Origin of the sequence: Mesorhizobium sp. M7A.F.Ca.US.011.01.1.1, assembly GCF_003998295.1 — a bacterium.
Classification (GTDB): domain Bacteria; phylum Pseudomonadota; class Alphaproteobacteria; order Rhizobiales; family Rhizobiaceae; genus Mesorhizobium.
This window is the reverse complement of the sequence record NZ_RZRT01000022.1, coordinates 40,708-62,539: the sequence shown is the minus strand read 5'-3', so window position 1 is coordinate 62,539 and position 21,832 is coordinate 40,708. Positions and strand designations below refer to the sequence as shown.

General features: G+C 62.9%; 22 protein-coding genes and 1 riboswitch. Of the genes, 7 read left to right on the top strand and 15 right to left on the bottom strand.

Annotated elements, in window-relative coordinates; all coding sequences use genetic code 11:
- Positions 1-295 precede the first annotated feature (295 nt).
- On the top strand, positions 296-1,288 hold the full coding sequence (gene araD1 / locus EOA13_RS20290) for an AraD1 family protein (RefSeq protein WP_127295336.1): 993 nt from the start codon (positions 296-298) through the stop codon (positions 1,286-1,288).
- Between the two features lie 162 nt (positions 1,289-1,450).
- Here the strand turns inward: araD1 and EOA13_RS20285 are convergent, their stop codons facing one another.
- A complete protein-coding gene (locus tag EOA13_RS20285) occupies positions 1,451-2,221 on the bottom strand; it encodes an ABC transporter substrate-binding protein (protein ID WP_127295334.1) in 771 nt (256 codons plus the stop codon).
- Between the two features lie 97 nt (positions 2,222-2,318).
- Positions 2,319-3,413 (bottom strand): 2'-deoxycytidine 5'-triphosphate deaminase, encoded by a 1,095-nt coding sequence (locus EOA13_RS20280; protein ID WP_127295332.1) that lies wholly within the window; start codon positions 3,411-3,413, stop codon positions 2,319-2,321.
- Between the two features lie 97 nt (positions 3,414-3,510).
- A riboswitch (SAM riboswitch) is annotated at positions 3,511-3,588 on the top strand.
- A gap of 57 nt (positions 3,589-3,645) precedes the next feature.
- Between EOA13_RS20280 and EOA13_RS20275 the strand changes: the two genes are divergently transcribed.
- Entirely contained in the window at positions 3,646-4,833 is a 1,188-nt protein-coding gene (locus EOA13_RS20275; protein WP_127295330.1) for an O-succinylhomoserine sulfhydrylase, read from the top strand.
- Positions 4,834-4,838: 5 nt separating this feature from the next.
- Here EOA13_RS20275 and EOA13_RS20270 read toward each other — a convergent pair whose 3' ends face one another.
- Positions 4,839-5,990, bottom strand: a complete 1,152-nt coding sequence (locus tag EOA13_RS20270; RefSeq protein WP_127295328.1) for a ceramide glucosyltransferase — start codon at positions 5,988-5,990, stop codon at positions 4,839-4,841.
- A gap of 121 nt (positions 5,991-6,111) precedes the next feature.
- Entirely contained in the window at positions 6,112-6,315 is a 204-nt protein-coding gene (locus tag EOA13_RS37955) for a hypothetical protein (RefSeq protein ID WP_155930578.1), read from the bottom strand.
- 25 nt (positions 6,316-6,340) lie between these two features.
- Between EOA13_RS37955 and apaG the strand changes: the two genes are divergently transcribed.
- Positions 6,341-6,733 carry a Co2+/Mg2+ efflux protein ApaG gene (gene apaG / locus EOA13_RS20265; RefSeq protein ID WP_013533640.1) on the top strand — a complete coding sequence of 131 codons (393 nt, stop codon included), beginning with the start codon at positions 6,341-6,343 and terminating at the stop codon, positions 6,731-6,733.
- Between the two features lie 47 nt (positions 6,734-6,780).
- Here apaG and EOA13_RS20260 read toward each other — a convergent pair whose 3' ends face one another.
- The 3 genes from EOA13_RS20260 to EOA13_RS20250 form a co-directional block, all read right to left on the bottom strand.
- A complete protein-coding gene (locus tag EOA13_RS20260; protein ID WP_127295326.1) occupies positions 6,781-7,812 on the bottom strand; it encodes an Hsp33 family molecular chaperone in 1,032 nt (343 codons plus the stop codon).
- A gap of 78 nt (positions 7,813-7,890) precedes the next feature.
- Positions 7,891-8,802: an ornithine carbamoyltransferase gene (argF, locus tag EOA13_RS20255; RefSeq protein WP_127295324.1), complete on the bottom strand. Its 912-nt coding sequence runs from the start codon at positions 8,800-8,802 to the stop codon at positions 7,891-7,893.
- Positions 8,803-8,819: 17 nt separating this feature from the next.
- Positions 8,820-10,019: an aspartate aminotransferase family protein gene (locus tag EOA13_RS20250; protein ID WP_127295322.1), complete on the bottom strand. Its 1,200-nt coding sequence runs from the start codon at positions 10,017-10,019 to the stop codon at positions 8,820-8,822.
- 358 nt (positions 10,020-10,377) lie between these two features.
- Here EOA13_RS20250 and EOA13_RS20245 point away from each other — a divergent pair, with 358 nt between their 5' ends.
- The gene (locus EOA13_RS20245) at positions 10,378-10,896 is read left to right on the top strand and encodes a GcrA family cell cycle regulator (RefSeq protein WP_023811342.1); all 519 of its coding nucleotides are present in this window, start codon (positions 10,378-10,380) and stop codon (positions 10,894-10,896) included.
- Between the two features lie 115 nt (positions 10,897-11,011).
- Here EOA13_RS20245 and EOA13_RS20240 read toward each other — a convergent pair whose 3' ends face one another.
- From EOA13_RS20240 to EOA13_RS20230, 3 genes are all read right to left on the bottom strand, one after another.
- The gene (locus tag EOA13_RS20240; protein WP_127295320.1) at positions 11,012-12,022 is read right to left on the bottom strand and encodes a magnesium and cobalt transport protein CorA; all 1,011 of its coding nucleotides are present in this window, start codon (positions 12,020-12,022) and stop codon (positions 11,012-11,014) included.
- Positions 12,023-12,110: 88 nt separating this feature from the next.
- On the bottom strand, positions 12,111-12,836 hold the full coding sequence (gene phoU, locus EOA13_RS20235) for a phosphate signaling complex protein PhoU (protein ID WP_127295318.1): 726 nt from the start codon (positions 12,834-12,836) through the stop codon (positions 12,111-12,113).
- Between the two features lie 113 nt (positions 12,837-12,949).
- Positions 12,950-14,215 carry an ATP-binding protein gene (locus tag EOA13_RS20230; RefSeq protein ID WP_127295316.1) on the bottom strand — a complete coding sequence of 422 codons (1,266 nt, stop codon included), beginning with the start codon at positions 14,213-14,215 and terminating at the stop codon, positions 12,950-12,952.
- A 224-nt stretch (positions 14,216-14,439) separates the two neighbouring features.
- On the opposite strand from EOA13_RS20230, the gene ppk2 reads away from it, so the two are divergent.
- Positions 14,440-15,348, top strand: coding sequence for a polyphosphate kinase 2 (gene ppk2 / locus EOA13_RS20225; protein WP_127295314.1), 909 nt, complete (start codon positions 14,440-14,442; stop codon positions 15,346-15,348).
- 53 nt (positions 15,349-15,401) lie between these two features.
- On the opposite strand, the gene EOA13_RS20220 is transcribed toward ppk2, so the two are convergent.
- The 3 genes from EOA13_RS20220 to EOA13_RS20210 form a co-directional block, all read right to left on the bottom strand.
- On the bottom strand, positions 15,402-16,151 hold the full coding sequence (locus tag EOA13_RS20220; protein ID WP_013533649.1) for an enoyl-CoA hydratase-related protein: 750 nt from the start codon (positions 16,149-16,151) through the stop codon (positions 15,402-15,404).
- Between the two features lie 14 nt (positions 16,152-16,165).
- Positions 16,166-16,804 (bottom strand): acyl-homoserine-lactone synthase, encoded by a 639-nt coding sequence (locus EOA13_RS20215; protein WP_013533650.1) that lies wholly within the window; start codon positions 16,802-16,804, stop codon positions 16,166-16,168.
- A gap of 96 nt (positions 16,805-16,900) precedes the next feature.
- Positions 16,901-17,632, bottom strand: a complete 732-nt coding sequence (locus EOA13_RS20210) for a LuxR family transcriptional regulator (protein ID WP_127295312.1) — start codon at positions 17,630-17,632, stop codon at positions 16,901-16,903.
- 248 nt (positions 17,633-17,880) lie between these two features.
- On the opposite strand from EOA13_RS20210, the gene EOA13_RS20205 reads away from it, so the two are divergent.
- Positions 17,881-18,729, top strand: coding sequence for a transporter substrate-binding domain-containing protein (locus tag EOA13_RS20205; protein ID WP_127295310.1), 849 nt, complete (start codon positions 17,881-17,883; stop codon positions 18,727-18,729).
- A 59-nt stretch (positions 18,730-18,788) separates the two neighbouring features.
- On the opposite strand, the gene EOA13_RS20200 is transcribed toward EOA13_RS20205, so the two are convergent.
- Positions 18,789-19,238 carry a tellurite resistance TerB family protein gene (locus EOA13_RS20200; protein WP_127295308.1) on the bottom strand — a complete coding sequence of 150 codons (450 nt, stop codon included), beginning with the start codon at positions 19,236-19,238 and terminating at the stop codon, positions 18,789-18,791.
- A 123-nt stretch (positions 19,239-19,361) separates the two neighbouring features.
- On the opposite strand from EOA13_RS20200, the gene EOA13_RS20195 reads away from it, so the two are divergent.
- Positions 19,362-21,008: a lysine--tRNA ligase gene (locus EOA13_RS20195; protein WP_127295306.1), complete on the top strand. Its 1,647-nt coding sequence runs from the start codon at positions 19,362-19,364 to the stop codon at positions 21,006-21,008.
- Here the strand turns inward: EOA13_RS20195 and EOA13_RS20190 are convergent.
- A complete protein-coding gene (locus EOA13_RS20190; RefSeq protein WP_348629760.1) occupies positions 20,974-21,825 on the bottom strand; it encodes a thermonuclease family protein in 852 nt (283 codons plus the stop codon). The two genes, EOA13_RS20195 and EOA13_RS20190, sit on opposite strands and share 35 nt — an antisense overlap.
- Between the last annotated feature and the right edge of the window lie 7 nt (positions 21,826-21,832).

Genomic DNA, 21,832 nt, shown 5'->3' with positions numbered 1-21,832 from the left:
TAAGAGCAATTCCAAGGAAAAGTGTGAAACGGTTTTCCGCCTGGAATTGCACCAAGACAATGAGTTAGAGCGGTTCGCCGTTTCCGTGAGACGGTGAACTGCTCTAGTCGAGGCAAGCAGGAGGCATACGATCGCGGCGCTGCCGGCAACCCGGTAACAGAAGTCCCTGAGGGACCAGGCCCGCGAGCGCAATCCGAACTGAGAATTTAAACCGTGGCATGGACGAGGTCCCGGCCGCGCCGAGCAAGGTCTGCCGTTTTGGCAGCCCTGCCAGGCAAATGAGAGAGGATTCATCATGCTGATCTCCCAGATCCTTGACGACGCCGAGACCATCCGCGTCGTTGCCCGCAATAGCGGCAAGACCCGGATCATCAATGGCGCCCGCAGCGTCTATTCGCTGGCGATGGAGGCCGCCCGCACCGGCGTCGGCCTCGTCGCGCTGATCGAACGCAAAGGACTTGGCGAGACGGTCGATCTCGAGGCCGCTTACAAGAAGGGGCGGCTGCTGTCGCCGATCAATCACCCCGATCCGGCGCATCTGCACCTGACCGGCACCGGGCTGACGCATCTCGGCTCGGCGGCGACGCGCGATTCCATGCACAAGAAGCTGAGCGCCGACGGCGAGGAGCAGCTCACAGATTCCATGAAGATGTTCCGCATGGGGCTGGAGGGCGGCAAGCCGGCGAAAGGCCAGATCGGCGTGCAGCCGGAATGGTTCTACAAGGGCAATGGCACGATGGCGGTGGCGCCAGGTGCCGCACTCCTGTCACCGGCCTTTGCCAAGGACGCCGGCGAAGAGCCCGAGGTGGCCGGCATCTATGTCATAGGCGATGACGGCGCACCTTTCCGCGTCGGCTTCACGCTGTCGAACGAGTTTTCCGACCACGTCACCGAGCGCGTGAACTATCTGTTCCTCGCCCATTCCAAGCTGCGCAACGCCTCGTTCGGTCCGGAAATCCTGATCGGCGACCTGCCGCCCGATATCCGCGGCACCTCGCGCATCGTGCGCGACAGCGAGGTGCTGTGGGAAAAGCCGTTCCTGTCCGGTGAAGCGAACATGTCGCACACCATCGCCAATCTCGAGCATCACCATTTCAAATACGCGGCCTTCCGCCAGCCGGGCGACGTGCATGTGCATATGTTTGGTACGGCGACGCTGTCCTTCGCCGACGGCATCAAGACCGAGGCCGGCGATGTGTTCGAGATCGAGGCCGGGGACTTCGGCCTGCCGCTGCGCAACCCGCTGGAGATCGAGCTGCCCGTGAAGGTGGCTGTGAAGGCGCTTTGAAAGGGTGATCTCCCCCTCGTGGGGGAGATGTCGCCGAAGGCGACAGAGGGGGTCGTCGCGCGTGGAGCGCCACCTCCATCTGTCGCAAGAAGGTTGCATCCGGTCGAACCGACCCCCTCTGGCCTGCCGGCCATCTCCCCCTCAAGGGGGGAGATTGCTGCTTCAATAGATATCGAAGTCGAAATACTTGGCCTGGATCTTCTTGTAGGTGCCGTCGGCGACGATCGCGTCGATGGCCGCGTTGAGCTTGTCGCGCAGGGCCGTGTCTTCCAGGCGCACGGCAATGCCGGCTTGCGTCTCCGTACCCTTGACGTCTCCAATCATCTTGCAGCAGCCTTCGCTCGCCTTCTTCATCCAGTCCACCAGCACGAACTTGTCCGAAATGACCGCGTCGAGGCGGCCATTCTGCAGATCGGTGATCGCCTCTTCCTGGGTGGGATAGAGTTTGGCCTCCGCGCCGGCCTTGCCATATTCATTCTGGGCATAGTCGGCCTGCGTGGTCGAAGCCTGGGCGCCGACCGTCTTGCCGGCAAGGGCCGCCGGTTCGGTCGAGGTCAGGTCGCTGTCCTTCGGCGCCACCAGAGCGAGCGGTGTCGTATAATATTTGTTGGTGAAGGCGACCTGCTTCTTGCGCTCCTCGGTGATGCTCATCGAGGCGATGATGGCGTCGAATTTCTTCGCCTGCAAAGCGGGAATGATGCCGTCCCAGTCCTGCGTGACGATCTCGCATTCGACCTTCATCTGCGCGCACAGCGCATTGGCGATGTCGATGTCGAAGCCTTCGACCTTGCCGTCAGCGGTAATGGTGTTGAACGGCGGATAGGCGCCCTCGGTGCCGATCTTGATTTTCTCCTGCGCCTGCGAAAGCGAGCCGGCCGCCATCACCAGCATGGCAGCGCCTGCCGCCGATATGATCCATTTCGAAATCTGCATTTTCTTGGTTCCCCTTGAACGCCGGCATCTTGACGACCAGCAAGGCAGCCAAGCATGGCGAGCCGGTACAGGCAAGTATTTTGCCTGACGGCGGCGCTCAGCGCGCGGCGCGGAAATGCTTGGACAGCTTCAGGCCCTGCGCCTGGTAGTTGGAGCCGAGATCGGTGCCGTAGAGCGCCTGCGGCCGCTTCAGCATGTGCTCGTAGACCAGCCGGCCGACGATCTGGCCATGGTCGAGGATGAACGGCACTTCGTGGCTGCGCACTTCCAGCACCGCCCGGCTGCCGGTACCACCGGACGCGGAGTGGCCGAAGCCCGGATCGAAGAAGCCGGCATAGTGGACGCGGAATTCGCCGACCAGCGGATCGAAGGGCGTCATCTCGGCGGCGTAGAGCGGTGGCACGTGCACCGCCTCCTGGCTGACGAGGATGTAGAACTCGTCGGGATCGAGCACCAGTTCCCCGGCGCCGCTCTTGTGGATCGGCTCCCAGAAGTCGACGACTTCCTGGGCCCCGCGCTTGTCGACATCGACGAGGCCGGTGTGATGCTTGCCGCGGTAGCCGACCAGCCCGTTCTGATCGCCGTTGAGGTCGATCGACAGCGCGATGCCGCCGCCGGAAATGTTCGGCGGCTCGGTGGCGACCAGCGTCTGCGCGCGATGCAGCTCGTGCAGCTCGGCTTCCGAGAGCAGCGCATTGCCGGTGCGGAAGCGTATCTGCGACAGGCGCGAGCCGGTGCGCACGACGATTGGGAAGGTGCGGGGGCTGACTTCCAGAAAGAGCGGGCCATGATAGCCGGCAGCGATCTTGTCGAACTCGTGGCCGCGATCGGTCATGACCCGGGTAAAGATGTCGAGCCGCCCGGTCGAGCTCTTCGGATTGGCCGAGGCCGAAATGTCCGCCGGCAGCGCCAGGCTTTCAAGCAAGGGCACGATATAGACGCAGCCGGTCTCCAGCACCGCGCCCTCGGCAAGATTGATCTCGTGCAGCTGCAGCCGGTCGAGTTTTTCCGAGACCTTGTGGTTGGGGCCGGGCAGGAAGGAGGCCCGCACCCGCCAGGCCTTGTCGCCGAGCCTGAGATCAAGGCTGGCCGGCTGGATCTGGTCGGCGTCGAGCGCACGCGCCGACTTCAGCGCGCCGGACTGGAACAGCGCCGATATGTCCTGATCGGGAAGAATGCCTGTCTGCCGCAAGGCTCTGCTCCTAGAGTGCAGGCTTTTGCGGAACCTGCTGGTACAAACCTCTTAATGAAGCCGGCAATTGACGCAAGCGTGGCACGGGTCTAAAGGGTCATTATCCCGTGGTGATTTGGCCGGTCGGCTTGCAGCCACGTTAAACAAGTCGCTAAAGGACCGTCGGGCCGCAAGGCCGTATGGACCGGTTGCGACTTTCGCGGCCGGTTTTTTTGTGTCTGGAAGAAAAGTGATGAGCACCAACAAGCGCAACTGGAAGCCTCAGACGGCACTCGTGCACAGCGGAACGCTGCGTTCCGGTTTCGGCGAAACGTCGGAAGCGATTTATCTCACCCAGGGCTACGTCTACGAAACGGCGCAGGCCGCCGAAGCCCGTTTCAAGGGCGAGGAGCCGGGCTTCATCTATTCGCGCTACGCCAATCCGACCGTCGACATGTTCGAAAAGCGCATGTGCGCGCTGGAAGGTGCGGAGGACGCCCGCGCCACCGCCTCCGGTATGGCGGCGGTGACGGCCGCCCTTCTGTGCAGCGCCAAGGCCGGTGACCATATCGTGGCGGCGCGCGCCCTGTTCGGCTCCTGCCGCTGGGTGGTCGAGACGCTGGCGCCGAAATACGGCATCGAGGCGACGCTGGTCGACGGCACCGACATCGCCAACTGGGAAAAAGCGGTGAAGCCGAACACCAAGCTGTTCTTCCTGGAAAGCCCGACCAACCCGACGCTGGAAGTGGTCGACATCGCCGCTGTCGCTTCGCTTGCCAATTCGATCGGCGCAAGGCTGATCGTCGACAATGTCTTCGCCACGCCCTTGCAGCAGAAGCCCTTGCAGCTCGGTGCCCATATCGTCGTCTATTCGGCGACCAAGCACATTGACGGCCAGGGGCGCTGTCTCGGCGGGGTGATCCTGTCGGACAAGAAGTGGATCGACGAGAACCTGCACGACTATTTCCGCCATACCGGTCCAAGCCTGTCGCCCTTCAACGCCTGGACGCTGCTGAAGGGCCTGGAGACGCTGCCGCTGCGCGTGCGCCAGCAGACGGAAAGTGCCGGCCGGATCGCGGATTTCCTGGCCGACCGGCCGGAGATCGCCCGCGTCATCTATCCCGGGCGCGCCGACCATCCGCAGGCCGACATCGTCAAGAAGCAGATGTCGGGCGGCTCGACGCTGATCTGCCTGGACGTCAAGGGCGGCAAGCAGGCGGCCTTCGCCTTGCAGAACGCGCTCGACATCGTCTTGATCTCCAACAATCTCGGTGACGCCAAGAGCCTGATCACGCATCCGGCGACGACGACGCACAAGAATCTGAGCGACGAGGCGCGCGCCGAACTCGGCATCGGGCCGGGCACGCTCAGGCTGTCGGTCGGGCTGGAAGACACCGACGATCTGCTTGAGGACATCGCGCAGGCGCTGAAGGCCAGGTAGGGCCTTCAGGCGCCGGACGGCGTCTCTTCCAGCGCGGCCGTCTTGGTGCCGATGGTCATCGCGTTGCCGCGCCAGTCGACGGCGCCGCCGAGCCAGCCGCGCGCCCACATCGCCGGAAGGATCAGGTCGCGCGCCATGATCGCCGTGACCATGCGTGGCGACAGGTACCAGCCCTTGGACCAGGCCAGGGCGCACTCCGGAAGGTAGAAGGCCACCAGTACGGCAATGGCGGTTGCCCAGAGGCTGAAGCCGGCACTGGCCGCGGCAATCAGCGCAAGCACCAGAGGCACCACGGCGCCGGTCAGGATTTCGGGTGCGAAGAACAGCGGGAAAGTGACGCGGCGCAGGCGCGCCCAACGGGCCTGACGCGACCAGATCTCGTCAAACGAGCGCCGGCCAAGCGGCTGCTCGAAGGGGGCGGCGACGAGATTGACGCGCAGGCCGAGACTGTTCACCAGCTTGGTCGCGGCGGCGTCCTCGGCGATCTCGGCGGCCAGCGCGCGGATGCCGCCATTGGCGTCGAGCATCGGCTTGTTCCAGAGCATGCTCTTGCCCTGGGCAAAGCCAAGGCCGAGCGCCTCGCCGGCATATTGCCAGCGCGCCTGCAGCGTGTTGAGGAAAGCGCATTCGACCTCGGCCCAGAAGCCGGCCGGCCGCGAGCCAATGGGCGTCGAGCAGACAAGGCCGGTGCCGGGCCGCCAGGCAGCCATCAGGTGCTGGACGTAGTCTCTCGGCATCAGCACGTTGGAATCGGCCAGGACGACCCAGTCGTGTCGCGCCGCTTCCCAGCCCTTGACGCAATTGTTGAGTTTCGGATTGGCGCTGATGCGGTCGTCGCCGACAAGCAGCCGGGCCGGCACTTTCGGAAACAGGACGATCGTCCTGTTTATCAATTTGACCACCGGATCGTCGGCATGGGCAACGCAGAAAATCAACTCGTAGCGCGGCCAGTCGAGCGAGAAGGCGCGCTCGAGCGTCTCCTGCGTGAACGGCTCGACGCCGCGCGACGGCACGACGATCGACACCGGCCGTGGCTTGCCGGCCGGCGCGGCAATGGCGCGGCGCCGTTTCAGACGCGAAGCGGCGAGCACGATGCTGGCGAGATTTGAGAGGATGAGGGCAGTTGAAAGCGTGGCGGCTATGAGAGTGAGTTCCATCGAGATCCGGTCACTCCAGGAAAACCGGTCCGCCAGAACAATCTGGCTGGCATGACGACCGATTCAACAGTTCGACAGAGCGCCCGAGTCGCGCGGCACTGGTCGGCGCACACCATCATTGTCATGTGTCACTTAAATGACATTCTTTGCCGCCACCTGCGGTTCCGTCCGCAATGACAGGACGCGCACCGTTGACCAGCCCGCGTGGAGCGCCGAAAGTTCGACCTAGAGCCTGTTCCATCCCGATTGAACCGGGATGGGGCTCTATCTCTGTTTCTTTGAGCATGATCTCTTCTGAAAACCGGTTCCCACTTTTCAGGATCATGCTCTAGATTGTTTTGGAGCCGCTTATGTATAGCGCCGTCACGCGCAACATCGAAGTGCAGGTCAGGCCGTTCTATCTGGAGGACCGTTCGGATCCCTCGGAGAACCGCTATGTCTGGGGCTATCAGATAACGATCGACAATCAGTCGGACGATTTCGTGCAGCTTCTGTCGCGCTATTGGCACATCACCGACGGCACCGGTCGGGTGGAGGAGGTGCGCGGCCCCGGCGTTGTCGGCGACCAGCCCGAACTCAATCCCGGCGACAGCTACCAATACACGTCCGGTTGCCCGCTCTCGACACCATCCGGCATCATGGTCGGGCACTACACGATGCGCAACAAGCGGGGCGAGACGTTCGACATCGCCATTCCGGCGTTTTCGCTGGACCTGCCGGGGACGCGGCGGACGGTGAATTGATTTCGCCTCACCGGCCGCGGAGCGGTCGGTGAGGCGTGGTTTTTTCTCTACTGGGCCGCAAATTCCGCCGGATCGAAGTCATATTGCTTCGAGCAGAATTCGCAGGCGACGTGGATGCCGCCGTCCTCTGTACTGTCCTTGATCTCCTGCGCGGAAAAACCCTCGAGGATGCCGCGGATCTTGTCCCTGGAGCACGAGCACTGGTCGGCGACCGGAACGCCGCCGAAGACGCGCACGCCATGTTCGTGGAACAGCCTGTAGAGCAGCCGCTCGGCGCCGATCGTCGGGTCGATCAGTTCGGTCGGCTCGATCGTACCGAGCAGCGCCAGCAACTCCTGCCAGGAATTGTCGACCGGGTCGTGGATCTCCTCGCGCGGATCGCCATCGCCACCCGGCAGGTCCGGGACGCGCATGCGCTCGGGCGACTGCGGCAGGAACTGCGCCAGGATACCACCGGCGCGCCACTGCTCGCGGGCACCGCCAGGACCGGGCGTCAAAAGCTTGGCCACCGACAGCCTGAGATCCGTCGGGATCTGCTCCGACTGACGAAAATAGGTGCGCGCAGCATCCTCCAGCGTCTCGCCGTCGAGCTGGACGATGCCCTGATAGCGCTGCGTGTGAGCGCCCTGGTCGATGGTCAGCGCCAGCACGCCGCTGCCGAGCAGCGTCTGCTGGGAGGTTTCGCCGGCCGCGACCAGCGCTTCCAGCCGGTCGGCATCGAAACGCGCATAGGCGCGCAATGCCGAGGGCGTGGAAAAATCCGCGACCAGCATGTCGACAGGCCCGTCGGTGCGGGTCTGCAGGATGAACTTGCCCTCGAACTTCAGCGAAGTGCCGAGCAGCACGGTCAGCACACAGGCCTCCGCCAGCAGGCGGGCGACCGGCTCGGGATAATCGTGGCGGCCGAGGATGGCGTCCAGCATCGGCCCGAGTTGGACCGTGCGGCCCCGCACATCGAGAGGGCCGACCTCGAACGGCACGACGTGATCGTCGCCGGCATAGCCGAATTCGCCGAGTTTGGGGTGATGTTCAGTCACTTGATAGGTTTCCAACATGACAAAGCTCCGGGGCGCGGCCATGCCGCCCTCCGGGGCGCATGCGTCGAAACGCGCTGTTTTTGCGTGATGGCCCGCAGATAGGCATCACACCTCCGGAGATCAAGCGCCGAGGCACCAGGCGAGCACGGCCTTCTGGGCATGGAGCCGGTTCTCGGCCTCGTCGAAGACCACCGAATGCGGTCCGTCGATGACCTCGTCTGTCACTTCCTCGCCGCGATGCGCCGGCAGGCAGTGCATGAACAGCGCGTCCGGCTTGGCCCTGGCCATCAGCTTGGCATTGACCTGGTAGGGCGAGAACACATTGTGGCCGCGGGCGCGATGCTCCTGGCCCATCGAGACCCAACAATCGGTGACGATGCAGTCGGCCTGGTCGACGGCTTCCTCGGGCGAGCGGGTGAAGTGCAGCTTGCCGCCATGCGCCTGCGACCAGTCGATATGCTTCCGCGCCGGCTCGCTGCCTTCGGGAACGGCGACGTTGAGGTTGAAGCGGAACCGGGCCGAGGCCTCGAGCAGCGAATGCAGCACATTGTTGCCGTCGCCGGTCCAGGCGATGGTCTTGCCCGCGACCGGACCGCGATGTTCCTCGAAGGTCATGATATCGGCCATCAGCTGGCAGGGATGGGTGTCGTCGGTCAGTCCGTTGATCACCGGCACGGTGGCGTTCTCGGTCAATTCCAGCAGCCGCTCATGCGAGGTGGTGCGGATCATGATCGCATCGACATAGCGCGACAGCACCTTGGCGGTGTCGGCGATGGTCTCGGAACGGCCGAGCTGCATCTCGGTGCCGGTCAGCATGATGGTCTCGCCGCCGAGCTGCCGCATGCCGACGTCGAAGGAGACGCGCGTGCGCGTCGACGGCTTGTCGAAGATCATCGCCAGCACCTTGCCTTCGAGCGGTTTGGTGCGCTCGCCGGCCTTGAGCCGGGCCTTTCGCACCACCGCATCGTCCAGCATCAAGCGCAGATCGCCTTCGGAAACGGCGGAAAGATCGGTGAAATGGCGAACTGACATCAGCAATGGTTCCGGGATTACTTCGCCGCGGCGGAAGCGATCGCCTCCGCCAGGCCCTTGGCGCCGGCGCGGATGCGGTTGAGCGCGTCATGGAGCTCGGCGTCGGTGACGGTGAGCGGCGGCAACAGGCGAATGACGTTGTCGCCGGCCGGAACCGCCAGCAGGTGCTGGTCGCGCAAGGCCATGTTCACCTTGGTGTTGGGCATGGCGCATTTGAGCCCGAGCATCAGCCCGGCACCCCTGATGTCCTCGATGATTTCGGGAAACTCGTCGGCGACCGACGCCAGCCCCTGCTTCATCAGCAGCGCCTTGCGTTGGACATCTTCGAGGAAGCCGTCTTCCAGCACGACGTCGAGCACGGCGTTGCCGACTGCCATGGCCAGCGGGTTGCCGCCGAACGTGGTGCCATGCACGCCAGCGGTCATGCCGACGGCCGCTTCATCCGTGGCAAGGCAGGCACCCATCGGGAAGCCGCCGCCAATGCCCTTGGCGATCGCCATGATGTCTGGCGTTACACCTGACCATTCATGCGCGAACAGCTTGCCGGTACGGCCGATGCCGCACTGGACCTCGTCGTAGATCAACAGCAGGCCGTGCTGCTCGCACAATTGCCTGAGCCGCTTCAGCGACTGCGTCGGCACCGGGCGGATACCGCCCTCGCCCTGCACCGGCTCGATCAGGATCGCGGCCGTCTCCGGCGTGATCGCCTTTTCGGCGGCGTCGATGTCGTCGAAGCCGACCTGATCGAAACCTTCGACCTTGGGGCCGAAGCCCTCGAGATATTTGTACTGGCCGCCGGCCGCGATGGTCGCCAGCGTGCGGCCATGGAAGGCGCCTTCGAAGGTGATGACGCGGAAGCGCTCGGGATGTCCGTTGACGAAATGGTAGCGCCGTGCCGTCTTGATCGCGCATTCCAGCGCCTCGGCGCCGGAATTGGTGAAGAACACCTTGTCGGCGAAGGTGGCGTCGGCCAGCCGCTCGCCGAGCCGGTTCTGCCCGGGGATCTCGTAGAGGTTGGAGACATGCCACAGCTTGGCGGCCTGCTCGGTGAGTGCGGCGACCAGATGCGGATGACTGTGGCCCAGCGAATTGACAGCGATGCCGCCGGCAAAGTCGAGATATCGCTCGCCCTTGTCGGTAATCAGCCAAGTGCCTTCCCCGTGGTCGAAGGCCAGGGGTGCGCGAGCAAAGGTCTCGTAAAGCGCCGAACCGCTCATTATATGCGTCTCCGGTACCGGAAAATCAAAAAAGCCGCCAAAGCGGCGGCCTGTGCGGCTTATCCTGTTTTTCGGCCATGAAGTCAACGAAAACGTCGCGTAGTGGCGCGCGGCAAGCCCCCTGACGGGACGCCGGCTCATAAGCGACCGGGCAAGTTGGGGAAAACCGAAAAAACCGATTCGTGTTGCACTTGGGACTCTTGTCACCGAGTCAGCGCATAGAGTAGTTGTAGTCGAGAAATAACTAGATTTCGTGCGGCGGACCTAATCACCAGATATATGTGGTGTCTGCCCCGGCAAATGTTGCCGGGTCGGGAGAAGGATTCCGATTGCCGCACGCTTAGAGGAGCGCGGTCTCATGAACTGGACTGACGAGCGGGTAGAACTCTTGAGAAAACTGTGGTCGGAGGGTCTGAGCGCAAGCCAGATTGCTGCGCAGCTTGGAGGGGTCAGCCGCAATGCGGTCATCGGGAAGGTGCATCGGCTGAAACTGTCGGGCCGCGGTCGCTCGACCGCCACGCCGGCACGCCAGAAGAAGGCGGCACAAGGATCGACCGTCCAGAAATCGGTATCACGTGCAGCAACCACGGCACGCCATGTCACGACATCGATCGGCGCGACGGCCTTGCAGACACAGTTCGACGCCGAACCAGTGGCGCGCCATTACATCCGCCCGGTCGAAAATGTCGTGCTGCCGATCTCGCGGCATCTGCAGCTGGTCGAGCTGACCGAGCGGACCTGCAAATGGCCGAACGGCGACCCGCTTTCAGAGGACTTCCATTTCTGCGGCAACGATGCCGCCGAAACCGGTCCCTACTGCAAGTACCACGCCCGCGTGGCGTTCCAGCCGGCATCGGAGCGGCGGCGGAGCAGATAAGGGAGTAGGGGAATAAGGGAATAGGGCAGTAAGGGAGTATGTTGGGAGCTGCGCCCACAAAGGCGCTATTTTTACCTACTCCCGTACTGCCCTACTCCCTGATTCCCCTCTCTTCTCACAGCCACCCGTTCTTCCTGAACCGCCAGTAGAGAAACGTGCAGATCAGCACGATAGCGCCCAGAACCACCGGATAGCCGTATTCCATCTTCAGTTCCGGCATACTGTCGAAGTTCATGCCGTAGATGCCGGCGAGCGCCGTCGGCACCGCCAGGATTGCGGCCCAGGAGGCGAGCTTCTTGGTGTTCGCCGTTTCCTGACTCTGGCCGACCAGCAAGCTGGCCTCGAAAGCGAACGCCAGCACCTCGCGCAGGCTGTCGATCTTCTCCTGGACGGTGCGGATGTGATCGGTGACGTCGCGGAACAGCGGATGCATGGCGGTATGTATCTGCGGCAGCTCGGCGCTGGTCAGCCGTCGGCAGACTTCGACCAGCGGAAGCGCGGCATTGCGCAGGCGCAGGAGATCGCGGCGCAGCATATAGAGCCGTTCGATGTCGGGAGCGGTCATCGGCTTCAGCAGAACCTTGTCCTCGATCGCCTCGACTTCGTCCTCGATCTGCTCGAGCACCGGCATGTAATTGTCGACGATGAAATCGAGAATGGCGTAAAGGACGAAATCCTCGCCCTTGGCCAGCGAATGCGGGCAGCTTTCCCAGTGCTGACGAACGGCGGCATAGGACGTCGAAGGACCGTGCCTGACGCTGACGATGTAGCCTGAGCCAACAAACAAATGGGTCTCGCCGAAGGTGACCCGGCCGTCGATCAACTGCGCCGTGCGAGCGACGATGAACAAGGCGTCGCCATATTGCTCGATCTTCGGCCGCTGGTGCGGGTGCTCGGCATCCTCGATCGCCAGCTCATGCAGGTGAAACTGCGCCTGGACGCGCAGCAACAGGTTACGGTCGGGCTCCAACAGGCCGATCCAGACGACATGACCGGATTTCTTTGCCCATTCGCCGGCTTCCTCGATGGGAATGTCGGCGATGCGGCGCCCGGCCGTGTAGACGCCGCAAGCGATAATGCCGGATATCGGCCCAGGCGCCGGGGTCAGGTTCCGAACATTTTCCATCACGACCTCCCGGAGCAAATCCACGGACGAGGATAGAGCAAAGCCCGGAAAGCTTAGCGTAAATCGGATTACGGTTCGAGAGGCGCGTTCACTTCACCGGCTGCGTCTCGGAAAGGCTGATTTTGTCGGTCTTGTCGCCCTTGGGCCGCTCAGCCGGCAACTGATCGCCGGTGACGATGTAGTAGATGGTCTCAGCTATGTTGGTGGCGTGATCACCGATACGCTCGATGTTCTTGGCGCAAAACAGCAGATGCGTGCAGGGCGTGATGTTGCGCGGATCTTCCATCATGTAGGTCAGCAATTCGCGAAACAGCGATGTGTACATGGCGTCGATCTGGTCGTCGCGATCGCGCACGAAGCCGATTTTCTCCACCGAGCGAGACGCGTAGACGTCGAGCACTTCCTTGAGCTGGGTCAACGCCAGGTTGGACAGAGCCTCGAGGCCGCGGAACAGGCTGGTCGGCTGGCGTCCGTCGGTGACGGCGACCACCCGCTTGGCAACGTTCTTGGCGAGATCGCCAACCCGTTCGAGGTCGGCGGAGATGCGAATGGTCCCGACGATCTCGCGCAAATCCCCCGCCATCGGCTGACGCTTGGCAATGATGATGATCGCCTTGTCGTCGATTTCGCGCTGGCCCTCGTCCAGTACGGTATCGTCGCGGATGACCTTCTGGGCAAGGCCTGGGTCGGCATTGACGAGAGCGGCGACCGCCTGTTCGACCATGCGCTCGGCATGGCCGCCCATCGCGGCGATACGCTTCGACAGATATTTCAACTCCTCGTCATAAGCGCTGACGATGTGCACGGACTGCATGGCAAAATGCCTTCCCACGGGGTGTTTTGATTTTGAGTCGTTTCCTCGAATCCCCGCTGATACGCTAGCCGGATGACAGAAAAAAGAAACAGTCCCCTTGAATTAGGGCGATATCAGTGCGTCGGCAAATGAACCGAGAATGCCGCGCCGTTGCCGACTTCGGACTTGATCGAAAGCCGGGCGTTGTGGCGCGTCAGGATATGCTTGACGATCGACAGGCCCAGGCCGGTGCCTTTCTGGGTCCGGCTGGTCTCGACGTCGACGCGGTAGAAGCGCTCGGTAATGCGCGGAATGTGCTCCTCGGGAATGCCAGGCCCAAAGTCCCTGATCGTCACGTCGATGCCCGGCTCTGATCCGGCATCGCTATGCGCTATGGATACAACCACGCGCCCACCCGACTGCCCGTATTTGCAGGCGTTTTCCAGGAGGTTCTCGAAAACCTGGAAAAGCTCATCGCGATCGCCAGGCACATGAAGCGGCCCATCGGCGTAGTGCCGCTCGATGGCAACGGCGTTTTCGCTGGCCAGCGGTCCGAGCGAGTCGATGACGCTGTCGACGGTCTGGCGCAGGTCCACCTCGGTTCCCGGCCTCAGATAAGGTTTCATCTCGAGCCGCGACAGCGACAACAAATCGTCGATCAGACGCGCCATGCGACCGGTCTGGCTCTGCATGATCTGCAGAAACTGGTCGCGCGCCGCCGCGTCGTTGCGGGCTGGCCCGCGCAGCGTTTCGATAAAGCCGGCGATTGAGGCGAGCGGCGTGCGCAGTTCATGGCTGGCATTGGCAATGAAATCGGCGCGCATGCGGTCGATCCTGCGTGCTTCGCTCTGGTCCTTGAACACCAGCACATAGAGATCGGTGGCGTGACCGACCGAGGACACACTCACCCGGTAGGCCCGTTCGACCGGCAGCTTCTCCATGTAGTCGACGACATCGGAGGCGATATCACCAGATAGTACGCCATCCAGCAGGGTCTGCATCTCCGGTGCCCGGAATTTCAGCGACAGCGACATGCCTGGCGCGATGCCACCGAAAGCGGCGAAGGCGGCGGCGTTGGCATGCACGATGGTGGCAGCCCGGTCGAAGATGATCAGCGGATCGGCGACGGCGGCGGCCAGATATTCACCCGAGAGCCGCTGCAGGCCGATGGCCTCGATGGCAGCGCCGCTGCCGGTGGATTGGCGCGCGCCGGCGGTCGGCAGTATTGCCGCTGCAAGCAGCAACAGCAGCGCCGCGGGGACGACATAGGCTGAAATCCCGGCCAAGGCATAAACAGCGAGAACCGCAACAATACCGGCCGCAAGCAGCCAGCGGCTATGCCACAGCCGTGCGGCCATGGTTTGCGTGATGCCTCTCTGCTCTGTGTCCAGGTCAGCCATTCGCTCGTGACCTGCCCCCCAATGTCTTCGCACCCGGTCGCACTGTGGCGGAAAACTTCCACCAGATCGCTTGCCGCATGACCCCGAAAATCGGGAATCGATTTTCGGAAAGGATCATGCGCAAATTAAAAGTGCTACAGCGTCCTTTGCGCATCCAAACGGACGCGCGGCGCTGTAGTGGCTCCCCATAGCATGAGTCCGGAAGCTGGAAAGGGTTCGTCTCGATGAAAAAAGCCAAGGAAAGTCCCGCCGCGCCAACTTCGGGGCCGCTGAAGATCAGGATCGGCGGCAAGGAGCGGGAGTTCGACATCGAAAATCCCGTGCTTCCCGACTGGGTCGAGGACAACAAGCTGACCGCCGGCGGCTATCCCTACGACAAGAAGATGAAAAGCGACGAGTATGACGAGACGCTCGAGAAGTTGCAGATCGAGCTGGTCAAGGCGCAGGCCTGGCTGCAGTCGACCGGCAAACGGATGATGGCGCTGTTCGAGGGTCGCGATGCTGCCGGCAAGGGCGGCACGATCTTCGTGGTGCGCCAGTACCTCAATCCGCGCACGGCACGCAACGTAGCGCTGACCAAGCCGACCCCGACCGAGCTTGGTCAATGGTACTACCAGCGCTATGTCGACCACTTCCCGACTTCAGGCGAATTCGTCACCTTCGACCGGTCCTGGTACAACCGCGCCGGTGTCGAGCCGGTGATGGGTTTCTGCACGCCGCAGCAGCACGAGCAGTTTCTCGACGAGACGCCGCATTTCGAACGGATGATCTCCAACGAGGGCATCCACTTTTTCAAATTCTGGCTGAACATCGGCCGGGAAACGCAACTCGAGCGCTTCCATGACCGTCGCTACAGCCCGCTGAAGAGCTGGAAGTTTTCGCCCATCGACGTTGCAGGCATCACCAAGTGGGACGACTACACCAAGGTGCGCGACACAATGTTCGAGCGCACCCACAAGGAATTCGCGCCGTGGATCATCGTACGGGCCAATGACAAGCGGCGCGCGCGGCTGGCGATCATGCGGCGGATCCTGTCGTCTCTGCCCTATGAGGGGCGCGATCTCGAAATCATCGGCAAGGAAGACAAGAAGATCATCGGCGAAGGGCCGTCATTCCTCGGCAAGCAGGATTGACGCTTCCGCGCCGCGCGGCCTTGGCTGCGCGGCGCGTTCCTTGATGCTTTCGCTCAGGCCGCGAGCCGGGCGATGCGCTGCAATCGCCGCAGCGTGGTGTCGTCCTGCAGCGCCTGCTGGAAAAGCGAAATCTCCTGATCGATGCGGTCGCAGAGGGCCTCGGTGTTCCCCTTCAGCAGGCCGCGCGTCTGCAGCAAGGCGGCGACCGGCTTCTTGACGAGTTGTCTTGCCCGGCCGAGGGCCGCCTCCTCGACGGTGCCTCCCGGCACGATCTCCGCGACAAGGCCGAGCGCCCTGGCATCTTCGGCGCGAAGCGTGTCGCCGAGGCAGAAGAAGCGGAAGGCACCGGCATAGCCGAGCTTCTGCGGCGCCAGGATGCTGGTCGCCGCATCCGGCACCAGACCGAAATCGACGAACGGCACCCTGAACGTGCTCTCATCGGACGCGATCACCATGTCGCAATGGAACAGGATGGTGCAGCCGACACCGACGGCATCGCCATCGACGCAGGCAAGGATGGGCTTGGGAAACGTCGCCAGCGTGCGGAACAGGTCGGTGACGGCGGCAATCAGTTTCTGGTGCTTGGTGGCGTCGAGGAATTCGGAGAAGTCGCCGCCCAGGCAGAAACAGCCTGCCAGGCCGCGCAGCACGACAACGCGAACCTCCTCATTGTCGGCGGCTTCATGGAAGGTCCTTGCCAGGCTTTCATAGGCCCTCCTGTCCAGCACCGGCCGACCGTCACTCGACGACACGGTGACCACCAGCGTGTGGTTGCGAAGTTCAGGTTGCGGGTGTGTGCTCATGACTGTCTCCGATCTCATGACGCACGCCTTTGCCCGAGCATGTCAGGATATCCCCTGGCCAGCACGGGAGCAAAATGATTGCGGCGCGACCGCACCACATCGAGGGTGTGTTCGTTGAAGGTCAGCAAGGTGGCGACGACCTGCTGGTTGCCATAGGTGCGCTGATAGCCCAGCGGGGTCGCCAGGAAATGCAGTTGCAAGGCGCGCAGCACCCACATCGGCTCGAACTCGATGATCACCTTGTCGACGCCGCGCTTCAGCCCCCACTCGACGAAACCGGCAATCAGTTCGGTGCCGACGGTCGAAACGCCGCGACGGCCGTCACGAAAACCGGGAGCCACCGCGTAGCGGGTCAATTCCCAGATGTTTGGACCCGATGGCGGCGTTCCTTCGGAAAGATCGGTCAAGACCTCGGTCAGCAGATGTGGCCGCGTCGTCGGCAACATCCTCTGATAACCCGCCACTTCACCGCCCCTGATGACGATCTGATGGACAGCCTCGTCGTGATCGAACTGGTCAAGTTCGAGCCCGTCGGGGCGCCTGAGGTCATCCCACCCCATCTCTTCGACGAATATCTTGTAGCGCAACCGATGGACGGCCTCCCAAAGGTCGGGACGTTCCATCAATTCCTGGGTTGTAAGGGAAAAAAGCATTCCGCCGTCTCCTGCGTTCAGAGGAAGATACGGCCGTGCTTTGATGAGAAAATTGCGTGATCGCGTAGGCAAAAATTCCAGGTCGGCACGGCCGACCTAACTAATGTAGCCGCGCCGTATCGCTTCCGCGACGGCCTGCACCCTGTTGACGGCACCTAGTTTGCTTTTGGCGTTAAGAAGATGTTTCTCCGAGGTGTGTTCGGAAATGCCGAGGATTTGCGAAATCTCCCATTCGGACTTGCCGACGGCGGCCCATTGCAGGCATTCGCGCTCGCGCGGCGTCAGCACGATATGATCGATGGTGCTGTTCGCCATGGTGTGGAGTTGCATGGCGCGGCCAACCGCGTAGGTCGAGACCAGCGACACCTGGCCGAATTCGGCGACGGACAATTCCACGGCCTCGCCGCCGAGCGACACCATGACGATCTGGCCGTCGAGCGTGATCAACGGAAAGGCCAATCCATCACGCAGTTTGAAGGCGCCGGCATCGCCCATCACTTCGCCGCTGCTCTTGTCGATCCGGGTGCCCTGCGACGCCTCGTGCCATTGGAAGGGCGCCTGCAACTGTTTCATATGGCTGACGACTGGGTCATGATCGACATAGTTGCGCGCGACATAGCGTTCCAGCCACTCTCCCGGCCAATCGCAGAGAAGCACATGCTGCTTTTGCTGGCCGGCCGGCGTGCCTGGCTGCGGTACGGTTCCCGCCATCAGCGCGGTGAGGCCGAAATCCGATGTTATGCCCAGCAGCCTTTCACAGACCGCCGCCGCCGTTGCGGCGTGCTGCAGTTGGTCTATGTATTCCAGCGTGCGATCGAACTGACCCATCGCAACATCAACCCCATGTTGCCTCGTGCATTGCGGCCAATGATGCGTGCCTGATTTACACTTCGCCACCGACCACGGATTGCAAATCGCATACTTATTCTGTGGCTCCCCTCACCGAGGCGGCCGAAGCTGATTTGCAAACCGGTTGAATCATATCCTGAAATCGGCGGGTTGAAATCAAAAACCATTGTGCCTGTACCATTTTCGTACCAAAACCGGTGCGAGCACGACTGTGGCGGAGTTTTATCTTGGCGTTCCGGTGGAGATCCTTCGCCTTTGCGATGCTGATCGGGTTGCTGTCGTTCGCCGACGGTGCGCGCGCCGCGCCTCCTCAGGTTCCGGTGCTGTGGGACGCCAAGGAGCGGCTGCCCAAACCAGACCTTTCGACGCTGCCCCGGCTGAGATTCCTGACCACCACGGACTTCCCGCCCTTCAACTTCCTCGACGGTGCGGGAAAGCTGTCCGGCTTCCACATCGATCTGGCACGCGCCATCTGCGCCGAGCTTGGCATCGTCGAAAAATGCCAGATCCAGGCCCTGCCTTGGGCCGAGCTGGAAGGCGCACTGCGGAAAGACGAAGGCGAGGCGATCATCGCCGGCATCGCCGCAACACCGGAATCGCGCACGACCTACGCCTTCTCGCGCTCCTATCTACAGTTTCCAGCGCGCTTCATCATGCCGAAGAGCAAGGCACTGACCGAGCCCGTCTTTGACAAATTGCACGGCAAGCGTGTCGGCGTGATATCAGGCTCGGCGCATGAGCGCATGCTGCGCGACTATTTCAGCACGGTTCAGGTCATCCCTTTCGACAGGCCGGAAGACCTCTATGCCGATCTCAAGGCCGGCAAAGTCGACGCCGCCTTCGGCGACGGCATGCGCCTGGCTTTCTGGCTGGGCGGCTCGGACGCGGCGGGCTGCTGCCGCTTTGCCGGCGGGCCCTATCTGGCGCCCGAATATCTGGGCACTGGCATGGCCATCGCCACCAAAGCGGACAATCCGGCGCTGGCCGCCGCGATCGATTACGCGCTGCAGGAAATTTCGATGAAAGGCACGTTCGCCGAATTTTATCTGCGCTATTTTCCGGTCAGCTTTTTCTGAACCGGTTCGGTCAGCTTTGCCGGCCTGAGCTGAATCTCAACAACGCCGGCCAGGGACTTTCAGGTCAGCGTGCGCAGCCGCGCCTTGGCCGCGCGGCCGATGGCAGCAACCGTCAGCGTGTCGAGATCGAGCTGACGCCGGATCAGCTGCAGCACCCGCACCTCTTCCATGCGCATTTCGAGGTCGACGGCGGCAACCTCGAAGGCGGCGGCATAGGCGGTGTCGCGCAGCCGCTCAGGCAAGATCTCCGAGACTTCAGCCAGCACGCCCTCCAGCCCATCCTTTTCGTGCAGGCGCTTCTGGCAGTCCTGGGCGACGCCGACCAGCCTGTCGTGGTTGAAATCCTCGAACACCGGCCAGGAGCGGACGACCTCGCCGATCCGCGCCAGTTCGACATCGGTCATGTCGCGGTCGGAGGCCGAGGTGATGACCATCAGATAGATCAGGGCTTCATGAGGTGTCGGCAATTTTTTCTCCTTGAACCGGGCCTCGAAGTTAGGAACGCCCATTCTGCACCGCAAGGAAAAAGCGCCGCACGCGTTGACGCTCCGGCGCTGCACGCCTAGAGACCGGTTGAAAAACCCTTGCTGCGGCCCGCCTTCGGGCCGGCAAATGATTTGGAAAACTGTGACATGGCGGGATCAAACATCATCGATCTCAACCCCGAGCTACTGGCGGCCGCGACCGAAAGCAAGGCGTGGCCGTTCGAGGAGGCCAAAAAGATCATCGAGCGCTACAAAGGCGCCGACTTCCCGCAAACAGTCCTGTTCGAGACCGGCTACGGACCGTCCGGCCTGCCCCATATCGGCACGTTCGGCGAGGTGGCGCGCACCTCGATGGTGCGCCATGCCTTCCGCGTCCTGACGCAGGACAAGGTCGCGACCAAGCTGCTGTGCTTTTCCGACGATATGGACGGCATGCGCAAGATACCCGACAGCGTGCCGGACCGCGCCGCGCTCGAGCCGCATCTGCACAAGCCGCTGTCGTCGGTCCCCAACCCCTTCGGCGGCGACTATGCCAGCTTCGCCGACCACAACAACGCGATGCTTTGCCGCTTCCTCGACACGTTCGGCTTCGACTATGAGTTTGCCAGCGCGACGCAATACTACAAGGCCGGCCGTTTCGACGCGATGCTCAAGCGCGCCGCCGAACGCTATGAGCAGATCATGGCGGTGATGCTGCCGACGCTCGGGCCCGAGCGGCAGGCGACCTACAGCCCGTTCCTGCCGATCTCGCCGAAGAGCGGCCGCGTGCTTTACGTGCCGATGAAGCATGTCGACGCCAAGGCCGGCACCATCACCTTCGACGACGAGGGCACCGAGACGACGCTTTCGATCACCGGCGGTCGCGTGAAGCTGCAGTGGAAGCCGGATTTCGGCATGCGCTGGGCAGCGCTTGGCGTCGATTTCGAGATGTTCGGCAAGGACCACCAGACCAATGCGGTGGTCTACGACCGCATCTGCAACATTCTGGGCGGACGGGCGCCGGAGCATTTCGTCTACGAACTGTTCCTCGACGAGAATGGCCAAAAGATTTCGAAGTCTAAAGGCAACGGGCTGACCATCGACGAGTGGCTGACCTATGCGCCGACCGAAAGCCTCGGGCTCTACATGTACCAGCGGCCGCGGCAGGCCAAGAAGCTGTATTTCGACGTCATCCCACGGGCCGTGGACGAATACTATACGTTCCTCGCCGCCTATCCCCGGCAGGACTGGAAGGAACGGCTGGGCAATCCGGTCTGGCATATGCATGACGGCAACCCGCCCGCGATCGACATGCCGGTGCCGTTCTCGCTGCTGCTCAATCTGGTCAGCGCCTCCAACGCGCAGAACAAGGATGTGCTGTGGGGGTTCATTTCACGTCATACGCAAGGCGTGACGCCAAAGACGCATCCCGAGCTCGACCGGCTGGTCGGCCATGCGATCCGCTATTTCGACGATTTCGTGAAGCCGACGAAAACCTTCCGGCCCGCCGACGAGGTCGAGCGCGAGGCGCTGGCAGCCCTCGACGAAGCGCTTGGCGCGCTGCCGATGGACGCCAGCGGCGAAGCGATCCAGAACGCCTCTCTCAATGTCGCACGCAGGATCGAGCGCTATCAGGATCATTCCAAGCAGAGCCCGGAAGGCGGCCCCGGCGTATCGGGCGCCTTCTTCCAGATGATCTACCAGGTGCTGATCGGCCAGGAGCGCGGCCCGCGCTTCGGCTCGTTCGCAGCACTCTATGGCGTTGCCGAGACACGTGCGCTCATTGAGCGGGCGCTGGCTGGTCAGCTGGCTTGAGCACGCCATCGACCTCTTCGAGGATCGAACCCGGCGCCTGAGGCGCCGGGCCGGGCGGGGCCGGCATCGCCGGCATCCCGGACAAATCGGGCGCCGATCCGAAAATGCCCTTTTTCGCCGTGCGCGCCTTGTCGCCGGCCTCGATATAGGGGCCGCCCTTGGCGGCGCGCGCCCAGCCATTTTCGACCAGCCACTGACCGACATCCTGCTTGCCGATCCGGCACTCGGCTGCGATCAGGTCGCGGCCACCTTCCGGCGGCACCGTGCAGACCACCGCGCGGCCGCGCAGTAAGGCGCGGAACGCCGTCCGCGCCCGGACGCCGCACGGCCAGGGCTTGCCGTCCTCGCTGCAGGTCTCGTCCTGCCTGACGATATCGATGCCGGAAACCGCGACCGAGTAACCCTTTGCCTCGATCAGGCCGGCGGCCGGCGCAACCGGCTGGAACAGCTTTGTGCCGTTCCAATCGTCAGGCATTTTCGGCTTGGGCGGCACAGCCAGCGCGAGCTTGCTCAACGGTTCGCGCGGCTCGACCCGTTCAAGCCCGTCGGCGGGCAGTTCCGGCGGCGCGACGATTTCGGGATCGATTGCCCTTGAATGCGGCCCCGGCTTCGGCGGCTGTGGAGCTGCGATGGCTGAGGTGGCCGGCTCCTGCGGCACCGTCCCGGCAGCCTGCTGCGCCATCGTATCGGCGCCCGGATCAAGCTGGTCCACGGCAATGACGCTTTCACTTCCTTTCAACGTGCGACCGCCGGTGACGACCATGGCCGCCATCACAGGGACCATCAGAACCGCCAGCGCATGATGGAGAAGCCGCACCAGCTTG